The following is an 18,508-nucleotide window of genomic DNA, read 5'->3' on the forward strand; positions in this document are numbered from 1 at the left end:
GCAAAACCTTCCGTTTTCGGAAGGTTTTGCTTATTAATGCTTTGAATTAGTATTCAGGTACGTAGCGCTTTTTCTGAGAACGCTTGAGTGAAGACGCATAACGAATCCAAGCCTCAGGAAGCGTTTCATCGTCTCTCCAATTGAAGGTACGGATGCCGGCCCAAAGTTTCGGATTCCACATCGGTTCATCCGGGATACGGATAAACGCGTTCAGGCTCGGGTACTCTTTCGGATTGAGCTTCATCATGATCTTCTTGCAGTCGCTCACAAAGTTTCCGTAGAAGTCATCAACAAAGCGATCGAATTTCGTGAAGTTGATTGTGATATTGCGGCCGCCTTCTGGGGCTTTTTCAATCAGGAGAATCGGAGTGCCGCTGCTGTATTTGCCGAGTCGGATGACCAGGCCGCCGTAAGTTTCGTAAACGGACTTAAGGTAATCCGGTGTTGTTTGGAAGAATTCTTCGGCGATCGGGTTAAGGCGCGGTTTTCTGAGCCAAGGTTTATTCGGGATATTCGGGCCCTGGACCGTCATGATTCGAGGATCGGCGAGAACCTCGGGCGGAACGTTGAGTTCCTTGCTGTGAACCATGTTGTCAAAAGCTCTTCGATCGGCGATTTTCTGCATTTGGTCAAGGATTGACCAGACTTCGGGAAGATTCTGCGCGGGCAGATCGAATTCATCGCAGTATCCGTATGCTTCGCTTTCAGCTCTGTAGTTCGGACGCTGATCAAGCGCGTGCATCACTTTCCAGTGTCTGCCCTGTGCGGCGCTCGGCTGAGGCCAGCGGCTGTCGATTTCTTCCTGAACTGGTGCTGCGGTTTGGACAGACTCGTCTTCCGCTTCGAAATTCATTTGCTGCTGACGCTGAGACGCGTATTGAGCGTTGTCTTTGCGGCGGTCTCTTTGGCGATCTTTGCGGTTGCCGCGGTTAAATTTGTTGGTCTGGCGAGATTCGTGCGGGTTGTATTCCTCAGGAACTGCCGGTTCGGCATTCTGTGTCTGCACTGTTTCGGGTTCTGTCAGCGAAGCAGTAGGAATTTGTGTGTCAGGAGCGGGCTTGGTTTCAATCTGTACGGCTGGAGCTTCTGTTTCGACTGATTCGTGTCTTTTTCTCGGAAGGCGCAGTCTTGGTCTTTCCTGCATCGGAGCGGTATTGACCTGAGTCGGAGCAGTATTGACCTGAGGTGCGTCTGTCGGGGCTTCACTGATAGTCTGTGCAGGGGGCTCTGCGGGTTTTTCCGACGCAGCGACGGGATTAACACTCTCAGCGGGCCGGACCGAGTTCTCAGCGGCTTGGCCTTCTTTATTCTGCATGGCCGCTTTATGTTTCTCTAATTCTTTGACCCACTGATACAGGCTTACGACGTTTACGCCAAGTTCGGCAGCGACGACAGCCGGTTTTTCATGACCGATAACGACTCTTTTGGCCGCTTCAACTTTAAATGCCGGGTCGAATGTGCGACGTGTTCTCTTAGTTTCCATAAATAACGAATAGAAAGTAACCGCAAAATTCCATAAAAGAACCTCAAAGTTCGCAAGAAGCGCCTGAAGGGTTTCGGTCGGGTAAGGAATATGAAAAGACGAATGAGACCGAAACGGTGGAATTAACTCTTTTCTCAAGAGTTGCGGCTTAGTCTTTGAGTGGATTGTAGCTTAAAAATTAAATAATTTTTTTGCTTTTTTCGATTTGGGCAGACAAACGCAAAGAAATACAGATTTTTTCGTATGAGCGGGACGCATAAAGCCGCCGTGTAGGGGAAAAATGCCTCAAATTAAAAAATAAGCTTCTGAGCAGGAGATAACAGTAGTTGCGAATAAACTTAGAGCACGCTTAATAATTAGGGAAACTACCTAAAAAATCGCTCGTTTTATTCACCAATACTTCTTCAGAATGCTTGCATCCCATTTAATTTTGTATTTTTTTCTTCGTATGATCGTAAAAAATAAACTGAATACCCGTCTGAGCTGTGTCTTTTTATCCTGCTGCGCAGCATTAAGTTTTTCATCCGCTGCGAACGCTGCAGGCTTTCAGCTGACTGAGCAGAGCGTTGCCGGTATGGGCCGTTCTCACGCCGGTGCAGGTATTGTCGGAGACGACCTTTCTGCCGTGCATTACAACGCCGCCGGTATGACGCTTCTTCCCGGACTGCAGATGCAGGTTGCGGGCACATACGTCGCCCTCGATATTGACTACAAAGGCCTTGATGGTTCAACAGAAAACGGTCGCGATAAGCCTACAGCGGTACCGGCCACCTTCATTACCTATCAGATTAATGATTCTCTTTGGGCCGGTCTTGGCATTACCTCGCCCTACGGCATGAAGATTCGCTACGGCAACGACTGGAGCGCAAGGGAACGCGGTATCAGCGGTTCTATCATCACAGTCGACATCAACCCGAATATCGCTTGGAAAGCCAACGAAATGTTTAGTTTCGGCTTCGGTGTTTCCGCTCTGTACACTCACTCAAAACTTAAGAACGGCCTTCCCGGAAGTCTTTCTATGGGGGGAATGACTGTGCCTCTCGGCGGCGAGTTTGAGTACAAAGGCAGTGACTGGATGTTTACTTATAACCTCGGCATGATGTTCTCGCCGACGGAAGATCTGCGCTTTGGTCTTTCTTATCGCTCCGCCGCTCATGTGACCGCACGCGGCGATTACACAATCCGCGGAAATGGTTTAGCCAACGGTACCGGAAGCGGCAAGGGCAAACTCGAAACTCCGGAAACCGTGTACATCACCGGTACTTGGAAACCAGTTCAAAGCCTCCGTCTTTCCGCCTTAGCGCGCTGGGCCAACTGGAAGAATTTCGATACCATGGATTTCACCATGGATGATCCGGACAATCTTTCCTTTACCCCTCTGGGGCAGTTTGCGGCAGGTTCTAATCCCGTTGCCGGCGCTGCGATCATGGGCAGACTGAGCCACATGCCTCTTGAAAACAATTGGAAGTCCGTTTGGCTCTTCTCTTTGGGCGCTGACTACGACATCAATGAGCAGTGGACGATTCGCGGCGGTATCGCTTATGAAACCAACCCGATTAAACATCAGGAACTTCGTACCGCTCTGATTCCGGATACCAGCCGTCTCTGGCTGACATGCGGCTTCTCTTGGAAACCGACTGCTAACTGGCAGATTGATGCCGCTTACGGCCACATCCGCGGTATCGGCGATCGCGATCTCTACAATCACTCCGGACAGAAGATCGGCAAATTCGAAAAGATGAACGCATGGATGGCAGGCGCCTCTGTGACCTATCGCTTCTAATTTGACCGCTGTCTAAATAGGGTCGACGAGTTTTAATCAGCTCGCCGGCCTTTTTTCTTGACCAAAACCGCAAAAACAGAAAACAACTCGGGCAGTTTTCCGATCAACTGAGTAGCTTTTACTCCTCTCCAGCTCTGCTTTGAATATTTTTCCGTAGAGACAGAGGGACATGATCTTGTTTTTACACTGAGCCCGATGTCATATTGTTAAAAATTGCTGAACAGCGATGATCCAAAATCTGAATTAAGAGGATCGCACGCGGGATTCTTACAATGTGATTTTCTTAGGTTCTTCTCCAGACAACTTCAGCAGCATTGCCATATACACCGGTAAGTACAGGATCTTCCCGTCCCGCTTAATCTCGCCTGAGTTAGACAGAACAATTCCCATTCTGATTCGGCTGTGGGCATTGTTAAGCAATGAGTTTAAAGCACTGTGGATCGTATAGTCTTTGCCGGATTTTACTTCGATGGGGACAACGGTCAGATTGTTGTAATCATCAATCAGGAAGTCTACTTCTCCTTTGTGTCGATTGTCATAATAAAACAGGCTGTGACCAAGGGAGGCAAGCTGCATGGCAACCGTAGATTCGTAAACAGAGCCGAGGCTGATACTGTTTGCATCACCTAAGATTGCATTGATGTTATTTTTGTATAAAACAGAAGTTAAGATTCCCACATCATTTAAGTAAAGCTTCAAGAGATTTTTCGGCTCGATTGTATAAGTGGGAATGTAGGATCTGTATTTGACTGGACTTCCAAAGATATTCCGGAGTTCGTCAAATAATCTATTTCTTCTAAGAAATTTGAAGCTCTTGCCTTTTTCCCTTCAATAGCATTAAAAAAGAGTCGTTTCTTTTTGTTTTCCATGTTTGACGGGATCATTTCATAAATGCGTTTAATTTTTAGGCGGTGTTCCTCGTCGTATTTCCCTGCATCCAATTCATACAGCTCATGAATTGCATTTTGAATATCTCTGATTTTCACAATGTTCTGTGATTCTAGGAATTCATGAACTGCGTCAGGCATTCCTCCGACCAGCAAGTATTTTTTGAATAGATCCAAGAGACGCTCATGAATTGAAGATATCGGACTCCGTTCCGTAATTAGGCATTCCCGTAGGTATTCAATAACGGTGCTGTTTATACTATTGGCAATTAAAAACTCTTCAAAATCAAGCTGATACATCCTGACGATTTCAATGGAGCCTAAAGGTATTGACGTTGATTTCTTCAGAGTGATTCCAAGAAGTGACCCGCTTGCAACATAGCGGAAGCGACCTTCCTTTCTGAGGAATTTTAAAAGAGTTAAAAGTTCCGGATATTGCTGAATTTCATCTAAAAAAATTAGAGTGTCATCGCGCGTGCCAAATGATGTCCCGGCAAGAGAAGCTAAGGTGAGATAAAAGTCCTGAGTTGTTTTAACTTTGCCAACGAGCCTGTTACCCGCTGAGTCTTCGACTAAATTAATCTCGATAAAATTTTTAAAAAGCTTTTCCCTACGTGTCGTATAAGAAATGATTTTCCTATTTGCCTGGCACCAGTGAGTATCAATATTTTGTCGCTGTTTTTCAAAGAGTCAGCAACTTTTTTCTCTAGTTTCCTAAACAACATGTCAACAAGGGTTCTCTATTGAGGGCAGGGTTCAAATAAAAAGAAGCAATAAAAATACACTTTTCAATAGAAAAACAGGTATCAAAACTACACTTTTCAATAAAAAAAAGCCGAAAATTGCACTTTTCAAATTTTTTAGTTGGTTTGCCATTGAAATCTGTTCAAAAAAACAGTCAGAATTAAACTGAAGCCCATTTGATTTGTACTGCAGATTGAACAAGTGGAAGAGCCGCTGAAGCCCAATCCTGAGGACGAAAGTCTTGCGCATAAGGACTGAGAGCAAGAGCTCACTTGTACAAGCGGCTGAACAAACAGTCGATGCAAAACTTAATTGACCGGCTAGACGGGTTAAAGTTAATGACCCTAAGAAGCCCGGCAAGACCGCCGCTCAAAGAAACAGTAATACAAAGGCGATCAGCTCTTCTTTGGGCTGATGATTTTCCCTGCTTTAAAGAAAAAATCAAAGACGGCTAAACGCCATCATCGCCTAAATTGCTGACGGGACCGTCAGATCACTTTTAGATAAACACCCCTATATTCATTATGGACAAGCAGAATTAGTAAAGAGAGAGTTATCTTTTTAGGAGAAACTTAATAAAAATCACCGATTCTACGAACAAATAGCAATTTGTTAGGTTAGTTGTATTAAAAATTTGGTATTAATAAGTTTTCAAAAATTGGGTAATTGTTTTTTATAAATAAATCGGAATCGAATTGTTTGAAGGTAAAAAAATACAGTTTTTTTAAGAAGTTATACTGTCTTTTGTCATTAATTAGTATCTTTCCGCATGTAAACAGACTATACTTAAAACAATTAAAATCATCAGAGGTAAAGCCATGAAGCTATCCAGGAAGCCAGATTGCGTTTTGTCCGATATTAAGAAACAGCTATTGGCCATTACCGACATCGACAGCAAATGTGCAAAAGAACTCGAAGGGGTTCACTTTATACGTTGGGAAGAAGGTGATGAGTACGGAACCAGAAAATTTGGTTCTCTTATTACAAAAGCCGCCGTTTTTCTGATCGTCTCCGGAGGTCTGAAACTTCTCTTCTGCGGTGAAGAGAAAGTTTACGGGCCCGGCGATCTGTTCCTTGCCGGTACTTCTATTCCGCTTTCCTACGAACATGTCACCGAGGGCAAGGAACCTTTCCTTGCGATCGAGGTCGACATCGATGTCAGTGATATTGAAAATGTGCTGGAATATTTGGACGAGAAATACTTCCAGTTCATTACGAACCAGCCGACGAAAGCCTTTACTGTCACAAAGGCCGATGCCAATGTGCTGACGGTATTCCAGGATCTTGCGGCGCTCGCCGAATCCGATCTTGAAGAACGCATTGCGGGTCAGTTTATGAAGCGCTTCCTCTACCTTCGCATCTTCATGACGCCTGCGGGTTCCTCTTTCTCGCAGCTCTTCCGTCCTGACAGAGTGGAGTCTAAGGTTCGCATTGCGGCCGATCTCATTGTGGATCACATTGCCGATAAACAGGAACCAAGCGTCATCTCTGAGCAGATTGATCTGAAACCGTCGCTCTACCACCACTATTTCAAGGAAGTGATGGGCGTTCCGCCGGGACAGTTCAGAAAGTGGTGCCGAGTCACGGAAGCACGCCGTCTCATGATTGAGGACGGGCTGCCCGCGACACAGGCCTGCTACAAACTCGGCTACGACAACCTGACGTACTTCATTATTCAGTTCAAGCAGGTGTTTAAATGCACCCCGGGCAAGTTTATTCAGGATGAGCTTCAGTCCTATCCCTGGCAGCAGCTGCTGATCCGAGAGGGCTACAAGTTCAAATAGTCGCTATTGACTAGAGACAGCCGTACAATAGCTGTACGGACTATCTGAGAGGCCGGAGTTTCCGACCTTTTTTCTAAGTGCGGAAGGATAAAAATCTATGGACCTCAATACCATTCAGACCCCGGCCCTTTTGTTGGATTTGAATAAATTCACGGCAAACTGCGAATTTATGAAAGACAAATGCAGCCGCCTTGGCGTGCAGCTTCGGCCGCATTTAAAAACAGGTAAAAGCATTAACTTCGCAAAGGCCCAGATGACCTCTGCCTCAGGTCCGGCCACTGTTTCCACGCTTGCTGAAGCAGAGTATTTTTTCGCGCACGGCGTTAATGATCTCATTTACGCGGTCGGCATCAGCCTTGGGAAATTTGATCGCGTGCTTGCGCTCAGAAGTGCGGGCTGCGATGTAAAGGTTATTCTCGATAATGTCGAGACGGCCGTTATGTTCAGTCAATACTGCGATCAGAAGAAAGTTCCGTGCCCAGTGCTGATTGAAATCGACTGCGACGGCCATCGCTCCGGTGTTAAGCCCGACTCGGATGATCTTATTGAAATTGCCCGTGCGATCAAAGGCGAAGCTTATTTCGCCGGTATTTTGACGCATGCGGGAGACTCCTATAAGTGTGTCGGCGAGCAAGCCTGTCAGAAAGCTCAGGAAAATGAAAGAGACTCCCTGGTGCGCTGCGCCGATCGACTGAAAAAAGCAGGCTTTGAATGCCGCATCATTTCAGCCGGTTCTACGCCGACCGCAGTGTTTGCTAAATCTTGGGAAGGCGTCACCGAGGTGAGATGCGGCGTTTACTGTCTTTTTGATTTGGTTATGGCCGGACTAGGCGTCTGCACGAAGGAGCAGATCGCGCTTTCTCTGCTGGTTGAAGTGATCGGACATCAGAAAGAGAAAGGCTGGGTTATCACAGACGGCGGATGGATGTCCATGTCGCGCGACAGAGGGACTTCCGCTCAGGCGGTTGACCAGGGCTACGGCGTTGTCTGCGATATCAGCGGAAAGATCTATGACGATCTGATTGTCGGATCCGCCAATCAGGAACACGGCATCATTGTTCGCCGCGACGGTTCTCTGATTGATCCGAAAGATTTCCCGGTCGGTACTCGCCTTCGTATTCTGCCGAATCATGCATGCGCGATGGCCGCTCAGCATCCTCAGTACTTCGTTGTCAAAGACGGCAAAATTGACGCTATTTGGAACCGTATTTACGGTTGGCAGCCTAAGGAGCTCTCTTTATGAAAGAAATAATTGTTTCAGATCTTCCCGCCCCCAACGGGCACTATTCTCATGCCGTCGTTTTTAACGGTGCGGCTTATCTTTCCGGAATTCTGCCTATGGGTGTAAAACCGGAAGACAGTGTGAAGGCTCAGTTCAAGGCTGTGTTTGATGTGATTGAGAAAATCCTCAGCGAATGCGGCAGTGATCTCAATCAAGTGGTTAACTGCAGAATTTACATTGCTGATCTGAAGGACTGGCCGGAAATTAATGCGCTCTACGCGGAAAGATTTGGTGCGCACAAACCCGCCCGAGTTGTCGTTCCGGTAAAGGAACTTCACTTTGGCTATCGCTTGGAAGTTGAGTTGATGGCGGCAGTTTAACTTCGGTTTTATCCTTTTGGTTTAGGCCCGAATTCTTTCCGAATTTGGGCTGAATTTTTATAGAGGCAGCCCGAACGATATTTAAAGTATCGTTACTGACAAAGGATTTAGCCTCTATGAAACTTAATAAACATATTGCAGCTCTGTGCATCGGCACATTCTGCCTAGGTGTGGCTGAACTTGGCATTGTTCCTGTCCTGACGGATGTCGCTCATTCTCTGCATGTCTCCATTCCTCAGGCGGGTCTGTATATTTCTGCTTACGCCGCAGGCGTCTGCGCTGGCATTATCGTGCTTCTTGTTTTTGCCCGCAGCGTAAATCTAAAGTACACGCTGCTTGCGGCGGCCGTTTTAATTTTGGTTGGCAACGCGTCGGCGGCCTTGGCTCAGAACGACTATATGATGCTTGCCGCACGGTTTATTTCCGGCTCTCCTCACGGAATTTTCTTTGCGCTTGGCGCGGTGGCCGCCCAGCGGCTCGCAGCAGAAGGCGAATCGGCGCGTGATATTACGCTGATGGTGCTGGGTCAGACGAGCGCAAATCTCGTCGGCGTGCCGCTTGGCTCGTGGATCGGATATGCCTTCAGCTGGCGGATTATTTTTATGACGATTGCCGCGCTGTCGCTTCTCTTAATTGCGGCGCTGATTTACTGGTTGCCAAGCCTTCCGGTACAGAAAAAAACGTTAAAGGAATTGATTCAGCCGCTTCGTTATCCGCATCCGTGGATCATTCTTGCCGGCATCGCGATCGGAAGCGGCGGCTTCTATGCTTATTACTCTTATGTCGATCCGATTATGAGTAAAGTCTCAGGACTGCCTGCTTCGATGATGACTCCGGTGATTGCGCTGGCAGGCCTGTCAATGTTTGTGGGCAATGTCGTATCGGCGCCGCTCACAAAGCATTTTAACGATGAGACGCTCGTCTTCTCTGGTCAGCTTTTGATTGCTTTCGCAGCGCTCGGCGCTTATTTCCTTTCCCGCGATGAAATCACTTCGATATTTATGATGTCTCTTGCGGCTTTCGGGTATTTCTTTATCGCAGGTCCCATGCAAGCGCTGGTGATTAAAGGGGCGGGCGACGCCAAGGTCATTATTGCCGCTTTGGGACAGATCGCTTACAACGGCGCCAACGCGATCGGAGCTTATTTAGGCGGAGTCGCGATCGACGTGAGCGGTATCGCGTCCGAATGCGCGCTTCCTTCTTTGCTCCTGGGATTTGTGTCATCGGTCCTGTTTTACTTTGTTTGGCGCAGCAGCAATAGGAATGATTTAGCTGGCGACTAGTGGTTCTTTTTCATGTGTCACATCCTTTGTGACGGCTCATGTAACTGTTTGTATGATTTGCAACAATAACCAAATTAGGTTAAATGTTGCAAATTTAAATAGGTATTAACCATTAGAATTCAAACTGTCTTGATAAAGGAGACAGTTATGAAGATGAACAAATTACTATGCGTTCTCGCCGGTGCTTTCGCATTGAGCTGCGGAGCTGCACAGGCTAACAATATGGAAAATGATGAGTACAACGGCTGGTTCAACGGAAGCGGCCCTGTCGATCATACGGTCAGCGAAATCAAAGAAGACGCGGCACCGTTCCAGTTAGTCGAACTTGACGGGAACCTGGTCAGAGGAATCGCCGGTGAAACATATGTTTTCCAGGATAAGACCGGTGAAGTTGTCGTCAACATCCCCGATGAAGTTTTTGTCGGTCAGGTTGTCAACGCCAACACTCCGGTAAAGATTCAGGGTGAAGTCAGACCCGATATGGCTCAGCCTGACACGGTCGATGTTTATACACTGGACGTTGTTGACTAAACCTTAACAGTCGAGACATCTGATTTTTCCGCAAATCCGCCGCATCCACGGGTTCTGGCGGCGGAATGCGAAGGCTCCGCAGCGATAATAAGCTTCGGAGCCTTTGATATTTACGAAGCAGCGCTTGTGTACTTAGCCGAGTTTGCCGGTTCTGCGAACCTCTTCGTCAGCCTCTTTTCCGGTGATGCATTCGGGCACAAGTTTCATCATAAAGACATATTGAAGTGAATGCTGAATCTCTTCCTCATTGTCTTCGACTCCTTTGCTGTATTTGTCCGCCATTGCGCGCAGGGCTTCCAGTTTTTCATTTAGGTCCGTGACCGGTTCGAGTGTTCCCCATACCGTCACGCTCTTGTAATTATTCGCGCGAAGCTTTGGAACCACTTCACTTTGTTCCACAATCGAAAAACTCGTTTTCTTTGTTTTGGCAAAGCAGTCATGCTTGTAGCCGCGCGGCGATCCGTGGAAATAAATGCCCCCGTCATAAAGGACGTAGGACAGAGGCACACTGTAAAGGTATCCGTCGTCTCCGTTCAGCGCAAGCACTCCGTACACGCCGTCCCTGAGTATTTCCTGAGTTTTCTCTTCTGACAGAGTCTGTTTGGTTCTCACTAATTCCTTTCGCATTATCTTTCCCTCTCTTACCGATTAAAAAACACTTCCAAGCCGTCCCGCAGTCTTGAAACCGCTTCCCGAAGCTCATCTTCCGTGAAGTGCGCATAGCCAAGGATAAGACCGCTTCGAGAATTTGCCAGTCGATAGCACTCAGAAAGAGGACGAGCTTCGATTCGATACTTTTCGTCAAGAAATCTGCAGATTTCAATGTCGTTGACGGGGTGGTTAAAAAGGAATGTCACATGCGTACCTTCATTTTCCCCTTCAATACTGCCATAGCGGCCAAGGAGTCGGCCGATTGATCGGACCAGAGCCTGTCTGCGCTTTTCATACATAGTTTTAAGGCGTCTGACGTGCGAATCGTAGAAGCCTCTTTCAATGAATTCTGCCAAGATACATTGATGAACTTCGCTCGAGTGTCGGTCTGTCAAAAATTTCGCGCCTTCAAATACTCGGATCAGCGGCTTTGGTACGACCATATAACCCATGTTGAAGCCCGGATAAATGACTTTTGTGAAACTGCCTAAATAGATACAGCATTCATTTTGGTCCAAAGACGCGAGCGCCGGGTGTGGTTTCTTGCCGTAACGCAGTTCGCTGTCGTAATCGTCTTCTATTATCCAAGCCGAGTTTTTGGCGGCCCAGTCCAGGAGCTTTTCCCTTGTTTGGGAGGAGAAGACATAACCGAGCGGGTATTGGTGGCACGGCGTCACAAGTACGCCTCTGATGTCGCTGTGTTTTTCCAAGCAGTCAGTGTCTATGCCGTCCTGAGTGACGGGAATCGGTACGGGCTTCAAACCGCGGAATTCAAGCAGGTTCACATGCGGCTGGAAGTAAGGATCTTCGACTGCCACTAAGTCCGAAGCTTTGAAGAGGACAGAGGCGCATAAATCGAGCGCCTGCTGAATGCCGGTTGTCGCAATGACCTGATCCGCGCTGCAGGAGATGCCGCGAAATCTGCGGAGATAGTCTGCGACGGCTTCCTTATAAGGCATGAAACCGCCCGGTTCACAATAGTCGTTGTGCAGCCAGGGACTTCTGGATATGCGGCTGACAATAGTGGTCCAATTTTTCCCGGGCAGACTTTCGTGGTCGGGTGCGATAACTGCAAAAGGCAGATTTTTCTGAACGCTGAAACTTCTTGCGTCGGAAGCGACTCTGGCAGAAGCTGGAAGTTCGGCCAAACGAAGAGGGGAGTGTGCATTTGCGCTGTCAGTAGAGAGTTCGGTGAGCGCGTCTGCTGTTTCGGAAACAAAAGTGCCGCTTCCTTTGCGCGAATTGATCAAACCTTCTTCAGTAAGCTGCTTGTATACATGCGAAACCGTGCTTCGGGATACGTCGAGCAGATCGCTAAGCTGCCTGCTGGAGGGCAGCGGATCATTTGCAAGCAGATTGCCGGACTCAATGAGCGAGCATATCGCTTTGTAAAGCTGCTCGGACAGAGGTTCTGAATTCTCGCTTCTGTCTAAAGACAGAGAAGCGAGTCTCGGGTGCACTTTGTTTGCCATATCGAAATTGTAAAAGCATGAGACCGGACAAACGTCCGGTCTCGACACGAGTTATCGATTTACTTTACGGCTTTTTGAGCTTCTGCAGTTGCCGTTCTCAGGTTCTTGATGACGTATGAAGATGTTTCTTCAAATCCCGAAGGATCGTGTACGCCTTTGGAGTAATCAGAGAAGTAGAAACCGGTGGTGTGCAGATAGAGACTGTAAGCGTCCTGAAGTTTCTTGTACTGGTCGTCCGGAATTTTAACTTCACCGACTTTAGCCTTGATAAGGAGGTCGCGAGCTGCCAAACCGTAGCGCTCTAATCTTTCCTTATGGATGCGGTAGCGCTGCTGAATTGTGGCGACCATATAAGCGGCCTGTCCTTCACTCCAGTTATCTCCGTTCGGATTGCCATGGCAGTCGGAACGAGCGCAGGTGTTCTTATACTTCAGGGTCGGAAGACTCGGCTGATGCTCGAGAGTGCCGTTTTCTTTCTTAGCGAAATGGCAGTCTGTACATCCGACGCCTGCTTGGCCGTGCTTGGATGCAACAACAGTTTCCATATGGTAGTGGTCGGTGGAAACAGTCTTAACTCCGGTCGCTTTATCGATTCCGTTATAAAGACCGAGGCCGCGAACCAGATTCCAGCGCTCCAGCGGATTGCCGGCAAAATACGTACCGACGGACCATCCGTTTCTGTCGATCGCGTTCTTTTCATGCGCTAAAGAGCCGTCGCTGTCCTTGTAGAAAGTTTCCGAACGGTTGTGGCCCTGATGGCACTGTCCGCACATGTAATTAGAGTTTGCCTTATCAAGAATCGCAATCTTTCTCGGGTATCCGCGTACACCCATTTCGATGACTTCAATCTTCGGGTAACCGGTTTTGCCGACGTTTTTCTGATAGTTGGAATCCTTAAAGTCTTTATGAGACATAGCCTCGATCAGATGATCGAACACAATGCGCGGTTCAGCTGAGTGAGGATCGTGGCAGGTAATACAGTTAAAGCTGTTGTTGACAGTCTTAAGTACCTTGTGGTCCGGATCGTCGAACGCTAAGGGCGCTTTCGGATCTCTCTTTCCGAGGTATGCGTAATCGAGCATGTTGTCATTCGTCTTGCACTTTAAGCAGTCCGAGCGGCCCATGATTTCGCGGCCCTTTTGCGGACGCCATGTGAGTGAAAGCGTCTTGGAGGGTTTGATCTTGTCACCTTCCTCGGGGCGGGTGTCAGTGAGTGCTTCCCAGAGCGGAGCGCCGGGCTTGGAAAGATCGGTGTACTTTTTGTACTGATATCTTCCGTCAGAGCGGACGTTGGCAAGGTCGGTCACGATGCTGGAATGGAATCTCGGCAGCCTGAACTGAACATCACGGAATGAGTTGTCGCCGGTGAGATCTCGGAATTGAGCATAAGTAGGCGGCGTGTTCTTCAGGGCCCACTCATAGTGATATTTCGGGTCCATGATGTCTTTGTGCTGCTCAGTGTGGCACTGTCCGCATGCTGCGTATTCAAAGTGAGTCGTCGGCCGATTCTCTTTACTTGGAGCGCTCATATGCTCCTTAGGAATGTCATGGCAGGTGACGCAGTTGACGTTCTTGTGGGCGCCTCTTGTTGAAAGCGTTTTAATTGCTGAGGCATGACATCCGAAGCACTGGTCTGTGTTAACCGGGTCTTTTGCAGGCAGGGTGTCCGCGGCGACAGCGGAAAGCGAAAACAAACTGAGGCTTAATAAAAGCAAGCTGGGTATTTTTGCTGTTTTCATTTTTGTCTCCTTAAGATTGACTTCATTTTCCAAAACAATCTTTTTGAAGAGCAGTCCACTTTATGACTGTTTCAGCAGTCCACTTGGGTTTGTCCTGAGATTGTTTCTCTGCGAACAAACAAATGCTGTTTTGACGTTTTTTGTCTTACCGGAGCAGACGATAAGTTTTATTAAAGTCCTATCTTATTGAGCTTATTAAAAATAATTTACCCTTCCTTTCTTCTGCCTCTGCCGATAAAATTAAGACATAACGAAAATGAAAAAATCAGCCCGGAGATATATCGAAAACGTTCGTCTGATGGACGATATCTTTTTTGAAGTTTTTTTCAAAGATCAACCGCAATGTATAGAGGTTGTGATTCACGAAATTTTCAAGCAGTTAGGGTATCCGCTGGTTAAAGTCAAGAAAGTCGAGGTTCAGAAAAACCTTAATGCACTGGATAAAAGAACAGTGAGGCTCGATGCATTGGCCGTGGATTAACAAGGGAATCATATCAACATCGAGGTTCAACGCGTCGTTTCGAGTAATTTGGAAAGGCGCGCACGTTACCATTCTGCGCTGCTTGATACGAACAGTTTGGAAAAGAACAGTGATTTTTCATCTCTGAATGAGTGTTACGTGATATTTATTACAGAGAAAGACTTCAAAAGAAAAGGATTGCCCGCGTATCAAATTGAGAGGATCTGCGTTCAGGACAATACTCATTTCAGAGATGGAACGCAAATAATTTTTGTAAATGGTGAATATCGCGGTGAAGATCCTATCGGCAAACTAATGCATGATTTTTCTTGTAAAGGAGCTGACGAGATGAAAAACGAAACTTTGGCAGAACGCATGCGCCTCTTTAAAGAGACAAAAATGGGCCAGCGCGAACTTTCGGGTATTGAACTGGATATAGCTGAAAGTAATTGGGAAGGAGGTCGGCAAGAAGGTCTGGAAGAAGGTCGGCAGGAAGGTCTGGAAGAAGCTAAAACGGACATGGCCGCAAAGTTGATTCTGCTCGGACAGATGTCACTTGAAGCGATTGCGGAAGTGAGCGGATTGCCTATAGAGCAGCTACGAGAAATTAAGTCGAATCTGTCTCTTTCTGTCTAGACGTTCTCCGCTTTAAGGGATCCAAAGAGTGCAAAAAGAAACATGGTCAGATCGTCTACGTCGTGAGATAAGAGAAGGCGAGCGTGAACTTTCAGGTATTGAACTGGAGATGGCTGAAGAAGCTTGGGCCAAAGGTCGGGCCGAAGGTTGGGCACAAGTTCAAGCGGAGATGGCTGCAAAGTTGATTCGACTCGGGCAGATGCCGCTTGAAGCGATTGCTGAAGTAGTCGACTTGCCCATAGAGCGACTCCGAGAAATTAAGAAAAATCTTTCACATCCGACCTAGACGCCTTTCGGATTAAAAGGTTCAAAGAATGCAAAAAGATACTCTGGCAGAACGCATGCGTTTATTTAAAGAAACAGGAATAAGCGGCCGCGAACTTTCAGGTGTTGAACTGGAGATAGCTGAAGAAGCTTGGGCCGAAGGTTGGGCACAAGCTCAAACGGAGGTGGCTGCAAAGTTGATTCGGCTCGGACAGATGTCACTTGAAGCGATTGCTGAAGTGAGCGGATTGTCTATAGAGCAGCTCCGAGAAATTAAGAAAAATCTTTCTTGTTCGTGAAAGGTCTCCTGTTTAGGAGGTTCCAAGAATGAAAAGCGAAGTTCTGCGCGAAATAGAGAATTCCTGTGACAGCATAGAAGACGTCTGCAGAAAATGTTAAGGTATTGAGTTGGATATTTATGAAAGGGCGTGGCTGGAAGGTTGGATGAAAGGCTGGATAATGGGCTGGATAGAAGGATGGGCGGAAGCGCAAAAGCGGTTAGTCAAGTACCGAATGGAGGAGGCAGTAAAGCTGCTGCAGCATGAGTCGAAGATGCCTATCGAATTGATTTCTGAAGTGACAGATGTGCCTGAGAGTACGCTTATGAGCGTCAACGACATGCTTATCGATCTAAAAAACCTTTCGGAACAGCTGGATTTGGACCAGCAAAAATTCAGACTTTAGCTAATGTCCTTCGATCTCTAATGAAAGCTTGAAAGATCAAAAGCACACGAGCTGAGCTTCATAGACTTTGAGGACGGCAGCGCTGAAATTATTGTATTAACTCTGAGAGCCATACAGCCAAATAAGAGGCCCGCGTGAAAGCGGGCCTTCGTCAACTAACTTCTATTTCTGCGAAACAGCGCTTTTAGCGGCAATGCGCCCAAAGGTTAAGACGTCCGCAGTGGCGTTTCCGCCGAGACGGTTAGAACCGTGGATGCCGCCCGTAACTTCGCCGGCAGCAAAGAGTCCGGGGATCGGTTTGCCGTTCTTATCCAAAACCTGAGCGTTCGGAGAAATCATCAGACCGCCCATCGTGTGGTGGATGGAAGGAGCGCGCGGTGTCGCGTAGAACGGCGGTTTAATAATCTGTCGGTCAAACAGCTTGCGGCCGAACTTCGGATCGTTCTTGGCTTCGACCATCTTGTTGAATTCCGCAACAGTCGCTTCCAGTTTGTCAGCAGGCATACCCAGCTGCTTTGCCAGATCCGCAAGTGTATCGGCTTTATAAATGCGGCCGATCTTGACGAGAGTTTCAACGTCTTCATTGAAGCTGTTGAGCGGCTTAACAATGGAAGAGTCATTGATGTCGTAGCAGATCGCGTCAGGCTGCTTCTTAATGGCGGCAACGAACTCATCTCGTCTGGCGTCTTCCTTAACGAAGCGCTCACCGTTCTTATTGACGTCAATGACATCATCAAGACCGCTCATCTTGCGGGCGCGGCCCTGAAGAGCGCCGGTACCCGGTGTGGCAAGCGGATAGACCTGAACATAATTCATGCCGGTTGTATCTGCGCCGTGTTTGGTCGCGATGATAATGCCGTCGCCGGTTGCACCCGGCTGATTGGTGGAGACCATATCAGGTGTAAGGTGCGGAGCAGACTTCTGGCGCATCTCTTTATTCTGAGAGTAGCCGCCGGTTGCAAGAATGACACCGTCCTTGGAGGTGATTTCGTACTTGTTGCCGACTTTATCAGTGGCGGTGACGCCAATGACGCGGCCTTTGTCATTGATGATGACGTCATTGACTCTCAGGCCGAGTTTAAAGCGGACATTCTGCTTGACAGCGTTGTCATACAGCGGAGAAATTAAGCCGAGCCCCGCCGGAGCATCAAGCTGATGCGTACGCTGCCAAAGCGCGCCCGCGCCTTGGCTGACGCGATCCATAACAGGAGCGCCTTTGGACTGCATCCAGTGCAGCGTGTCGAGAACGTTGTTGGCGTACTCGCGAATCAGAGGAATCTTGCCGACTTTGTCGCCGCCGTTATAGGTCTGAAGCGCATGCCATTCCGGACAGTCAAAGAGTGTTTTGGAACCGCTCTTTAAGTAGGCTTCGTACTTGGCTTTAACGTCAGCCATTAACTGTTTGTGTTCTTCGCTGGCCGGTTTTTCGCTGATCGCTTTTACAATGGCGTCTTTGAGTGTATCCGTCATCGGAAGCGTTTTCTGGCGTTCCGGATCAGCCGCGTTGAAAGCGGATGCGCAGCGGAGCGTGTTGCCGCCGACAACCGGCATCTTCTCGATTACGAGAACATTCTTAACGCCGAGATCTTTCGCGGTTACCGCTGCGGATAAACCTGCGCCGCCCGCACCGACAATAATCAGGTCGGCATGATCTTTAATGGAGCCTGCGACTTTTTTAATTTTTTCAGGAACCGGTTTCTGGAAGTTGGCGATATTGCCGCCTGCCTTTTCAATTGCCTGTCCGATGGCTGTCTTGAATGCGGTGCTGGTGACGGTTGCGCCTGCGACATTGTCCACGTTCAGAGTCTGGTATTCGATAACATCTTTACCGATGGTCTTAATCGCAGTGTCGCCAAGGAAGCGTGTTTCACGCTGTCCGGGTGTCTTGATATCGGTGATCTTGTTGTCTTTGATGGTCACTTCAACATTGAGCCAGCCGTTGTTGCCGTATGCTTGGCCTTCGAAGACGCCGTTCTTTAACGAGACCGGAGCGGCTTTTTTGCCGCTGGCTTTGTCAAGGCATTCCTGAACAGCTTTCTTAATGGCGGCAGATGTGACAGAGGCGCCGGCAACAGCCTGTACGTCGGCAGACTGAGCGGTCATGATTTCCTTCGGAAGCTGTACGACAGCTTTAGAGCCGATGCCTTCAGTTTCCTGCTGCTTGAGCACTTTAACGGAAAGAATTTTATCCGCAGAAGTCTGGACTTCGACGGTGACCGGACCGTTCTGTCCGGCGATGGAAGCGGTGTAGGTTCCGGGTGTGTAGGCAAAAGCTGCAGTCGAACAAATGGCGGCGCTAATTGAAAGTGCAAGTGTTGTAAGTTTCATAAGTTCTCCTTGAATACTCTATTGTTAATCATAGGGTTAGATTTATTCTAGACTTAACACGCTGCTTTGAAAGCAGGGTAAATAAACAGACAATTCCTGAGGTAAGGTTTCAATTTCTTGGATAATCGCATAAAAAGGTTAATCGTCGTTTGCGAATGATTTTAAAATTTTTAGTTT

At 47.9% G+C, this 18,508-nt stretch carries 18 protein-coding genes; 11 read left to right on the plus strand and 7 right to left on the minus strand.

Translation table 11 applies throughout. From position 1 onward, the window contains the following. Positions 1–46 precede the first annotated feature (46 nt). Entirely contained in the window at positions 47–1,621 is a 1,575-nt protein-coding gene (locus AC6I1F_RS01650; protein ID WP_290174325.1) for a transposase, read from the minus strand. 310 nt (positions 1,622–1,931) lie between these two features. Between AC6I1F_RS01650 and AC6I1F_RS01655 the strand changes: the two genes are divergently transcribed. Beyond that, a complete protein-coding gene (locus tag AC6I1F_RS01655) occupies positions 1,932–3,266 on the plus strand; it encodes an OmpP1/FadL family transporter (protein ID WP_160335656.1) in 1,335 nt (444 codons plus the stop codon). Between the two features lie 267 nt (positions 3,267–3,533). Here AC6I1F_RS01655 and AC6I1F_RS01660 read toward each other — a convergent pair whose 3' ends face one another. Both AC6I1F_RS01660 and AC6I1F_RS01665 read right to left on the minus strand, forming a co-directional pair. Next, the gene (locus tag AC6I1F_RS01660) at positions 3,534–3,965 is read right to left on the minus strand and encodes a DUF4143 domain-containing protein (protein ID WP_288319557.1); all 432 of its coding nucleotides are present in this window, start codon (positions 3,963–3,965) and stop codon (positions 3,534–3,536) included. Then, entirely contained in the window at positions 3,962–4,819 is an 858-nt protein-coding gene (locus AC6I1F_RS01665; RefSeq protein WP_308644006.1) for a DUF8612 domain-containing protein, read from the minus strand. The genes AC6I1F_RS01660 and AC6I1F_RS01665 overlap by 4 nt, the downstream gene beginning before the upstream one ends. Before the next feature lie 926 nt (positions 4,820–5,745). On the opposite strand from AC6I1F_RS01665, the gene AC6I1F_RS01670 reads away from it, so the two are divergent. The 5 genes from AC6I1F_RS01670 to AC6I1F_RS01690 all read left to right on the plus strand — a co-directional run bounded on the left by AC6I1F_RS01670 (position 5,746) and on the right by AC6I1F_RS01690 (position 10,097). Next, positions 5,746–6,681, plus strand: coding sequence for a helix-turn-helix domain-containing protein (locus AC6I1F_RS01670; RefSeq protein WP_160335655.1), 936 nt, complete (start codon positions 5,746–5,748; stop codon positions 6,679–6,681). A gap of 97 nt (positions 6,682–6,778) precedes the next feature. Next, complete coding sequence (locus tag AC6I1F_RS01675) at positions 6,779–7,924, plus strand: alanine racemase (RefSeq protein WP_160335654.1); 1,146 nt, start codon at positions 6,779–6,781, stop codon at positions 7,922–7,924. After that, complete coding sequence (locus AC6I1F_RS01680; RefSeq protein WP_160335653.1) at positions 7,921–8,283, plus strand: RidA family protein; 363 nt, start codon at positions 7,921–7,923, stop codon at positions 8,281–8,283. Before AC6I1F_RS01675 ends, AC6I1F_RS01680 begins: the two co-directional genes overlap by 4 nt. A gap of 116 nt (positions 8,284–8,399) precedes the next feature. After that, entirely contained in the window at positions 8,400–9,566 is a 1,167-nt protein-coding gene (locus AC6I1F_RS01685) for an MFS transporter (RefSeq protein ID WP_289185617.1), read from the plus strand. A gap of 147 nt (positions 9,567–9,713) precedes the next feature. Next, the gene (locus tag AC6I1F_RS01690) at positions 9,714–10,097 is read left to right on the plus strand and encodes a YgiW/YdeI family stress tolerance OB fold protein (RefSeq protein ID WP_160335651.1); all 384 of its coding nucleotides are present in this window, start codon (positions 9,714–9,716) and stop codon (positions 10,095–10,097) included. A gap of 132 nt (positions 10,098–10,229) precedes the next feature. Here AC6I1F_RS01690 and AC6I1F_RS01695 read toward each other — a convergent pair whose 3' ends face one another. Genes AC6I1F_RS01695 through AC6I1F_RS01705 form a run of 3 tightly spaced genes read right to left on the minus strand, consistent with a single transcriptional unit; the run spans position 10,230 to position 13,959 of the window. Next, positions 10,230–10,724, minus strand: coding sequence for a pyridoxamine 5'-phosphate oxidase family protein (locus tag AC6I1F_RS01695; protein WP_251569380.1), 495 nt, complete (start codon positions 10,722–10,724; stop codon positions 10,230–10,232). Between the two features lie 14 nt (positions 10,725–10,738). Then, positions 10,739–12,220, minus strand: coding sequence for a MocR-like pyridoxine biosynthesis transcription factor PdxR (gene pdxR / locus AC6I1F_RS01700; RefSeq protein WP_289187416.1), 1,482 nt, complete (start codon positions 12,218–12,220; stop codon positions 10,739–10,741). A gap of 59 nt (positions 12,221–12,279) precedes the next feature. Then, on the minus strand, positions 12,280–13,959 hold the full coding sequence (locus tag AC6I1F_RS01705; protein WP_289168792.1) for an ammonia-forming cytochrome c nitrite reductase subunit c552: 1,680 nt from the start codon (positions 13,957–13,959) through the stop codon (positions 12,280–12,282). 256 nt (positions 13,960–14,215) lie between these two features. Between AC6I1F_RS01705 and AC6I1F_RS01710 the strand changes: the two genes are divergently transcribed. From AC6I1F_RS01710 to AC6I1F_RS01730, 5 genes are all read left to right on the plus strand, one after another. Beyond that, positions 14,216–14,440 (plus strand): hypothetical protein, encoded by a 225-nt coding sequence (locus tag AC6I1F_RS01710; protein ID WP_251569383.1) that lies wholly within the window; start codon positions 14,216–14,218, stop codon positions 14,438–14,440. 12 nt (positions 14,441–14,452) lie between these two features. Then, positions 14,453–15,055, plus strand: a complete 603-nt coding sequence (locus AC6I1F_RS01715) for a hypothetical protein (RefSeq protein WP_277612573.1) — start codon at positions 14,453–14,455, stop codon at positions 15,053–15,055. A 28-nt stretch (positions 15,056–15,083) separates the two neighbouring features. Beyond that, positions 15,084–15,341, plus strand: coding sequence for a hypothetical protein (locus tag AC6I1F_RS01720; RefSeq protein WP_160335646.1), 258 nt, complete (start codon positions 15,084–15,086; stop codon positions 15,339–15,341). A 28-nt stretch (positions 15,342–15,369) separates the two neighbouring features. Further along, positions 15,370–15,618 carry a hypothetical protein gene (locus tag AC6I1F_RS01725; RefSeq protein WP_160335645.1) on the plus strand — a complete coding sequence of 83 codons (249 nt, stop codon included), beginning with the start codon at positions 15,370–15,372 and terminating at the stop codon, positions 15,616–15,618. Positions 15,619–15,763: 145 nt separating this feature from the next. Beyond that, on the plus strand, positions 15,764–16,003 hold the full coding sequence (locus AC6I1F_RS01730) for a hypothetical protein (protein ID WP_290144133.1): 240 nt from the start codon (positions 15,764–15,766) through the stop codon (positions 16,001–16,003). 162 nt (positions 16,004–16,165) lie between these two features. Here the strand turns inward: AC6I1F_RS01730 and AC6I1F_RS01735 are convergent, their stop codons facing one another. Next, the gene (locus tag AC6I1F_RS01735) at positions 16,166–18,331 is read right to left on the minus strand and encodes a flavocytochrome c (RefSeq protein WP_289187497.1); all 2,166 of its coding nucleotides are present in this window, start codon (positions 18,329–18,331) and stop codon (positions 16,166–16,168) included. Positions 18,332–18,508 lie beyond the last annotated feature (177 nt).

The sequence above is a fragment of the Parasutterella sp. St.1A3 genome (assembly GCF_059728705.1).

Bases quoted from the DNA above. Each gene is read 5' to 3' on its own strand.
- AC6I1F_RS01675 (WP_160335654.1), top strand. From the start codon at position 6,779: ATGGACCTCAATACCATTCAGACCCCGGCCCTTTTGTTGGATTTGAAT.
- AC6I1F_RS01730 (WP_290144133.1), top strand. From the start codon at position 15,764: ATGAAAGGCTGGATAATGGGCTGGATAGAAGGATGGGCGGAAGCGCAA.
- AC6I1F_RS01655 (WP_160335656.1), top strand. From the start codon at position 1,932: ATGATCGTAAAAAATAAACTGAATACCCGTCTGAGCTGTGTCTTTTTA.
- AC6I1F_RS01685 (WP_289185617.1), top strand. From the start codon at position 8,400: ATGAAACTTAATAAACATATTGCAGCTCTGTGCATCGGCACATTCTGC.
- AC6I1F_RS01705 (WP_289168792.1), bottom strand. From the start codon at position 13,959: ATGAAAACAGCAAAAATACCCAGCTTGCTTTTATTAAGCCTCAGTTTG.
- pdxR (WP_289187416.1), bottom strand. From the start codon at position 12,220: ATGGCAAACAAAGTGCACCCGAGACTCGCTTCTCTGTCTTTAGACAGA.
- AC6I1F_RS01695 (WP_251569380.1), bottom strand. From the start codon at position 10,724: ATGCGAAAGGAATTAGTGAGAACCAAACAGACTCTGTCAGAAGAGAAA.
- AC6I1F_RS01690 (WP_160335651.1), top strand. From the start codon at position 9,714: ATGAAGATGAACAAATTACTATGCGTTCTCGCCGGTGCTTTCGCATTG.
- AC6I1F_RS01680 (WP_160335653.1), top strand. From the start codon at position 7,921: ATGAAAGAAATAATTGTTTCAGATCTTCCCGCCCCCAACGGGCACTAT.
- AC6I1F_RS01725 (WP_160335645.1), top strand. From the start codon at position 15,370: ATGCAAAAAGATACTCTGGCAGAACGCATGCGTTTATTTAAAGAAACA.
- AC6I1F_RS01710 (WP_251569383.1), top strand. From the start codon at position 14,216: ATGAAAAAATCAGCCCGGAGATATATCGAAAACGTTCGTCTGATGGAC.
- AC6I1F_RS01735 (WP_289187497.1), bottom strand. From the start codon at position 18,331: ATGAAACTTACAACACTTGCACTTTCAATTAGCGCCGCCATTTGTTCG.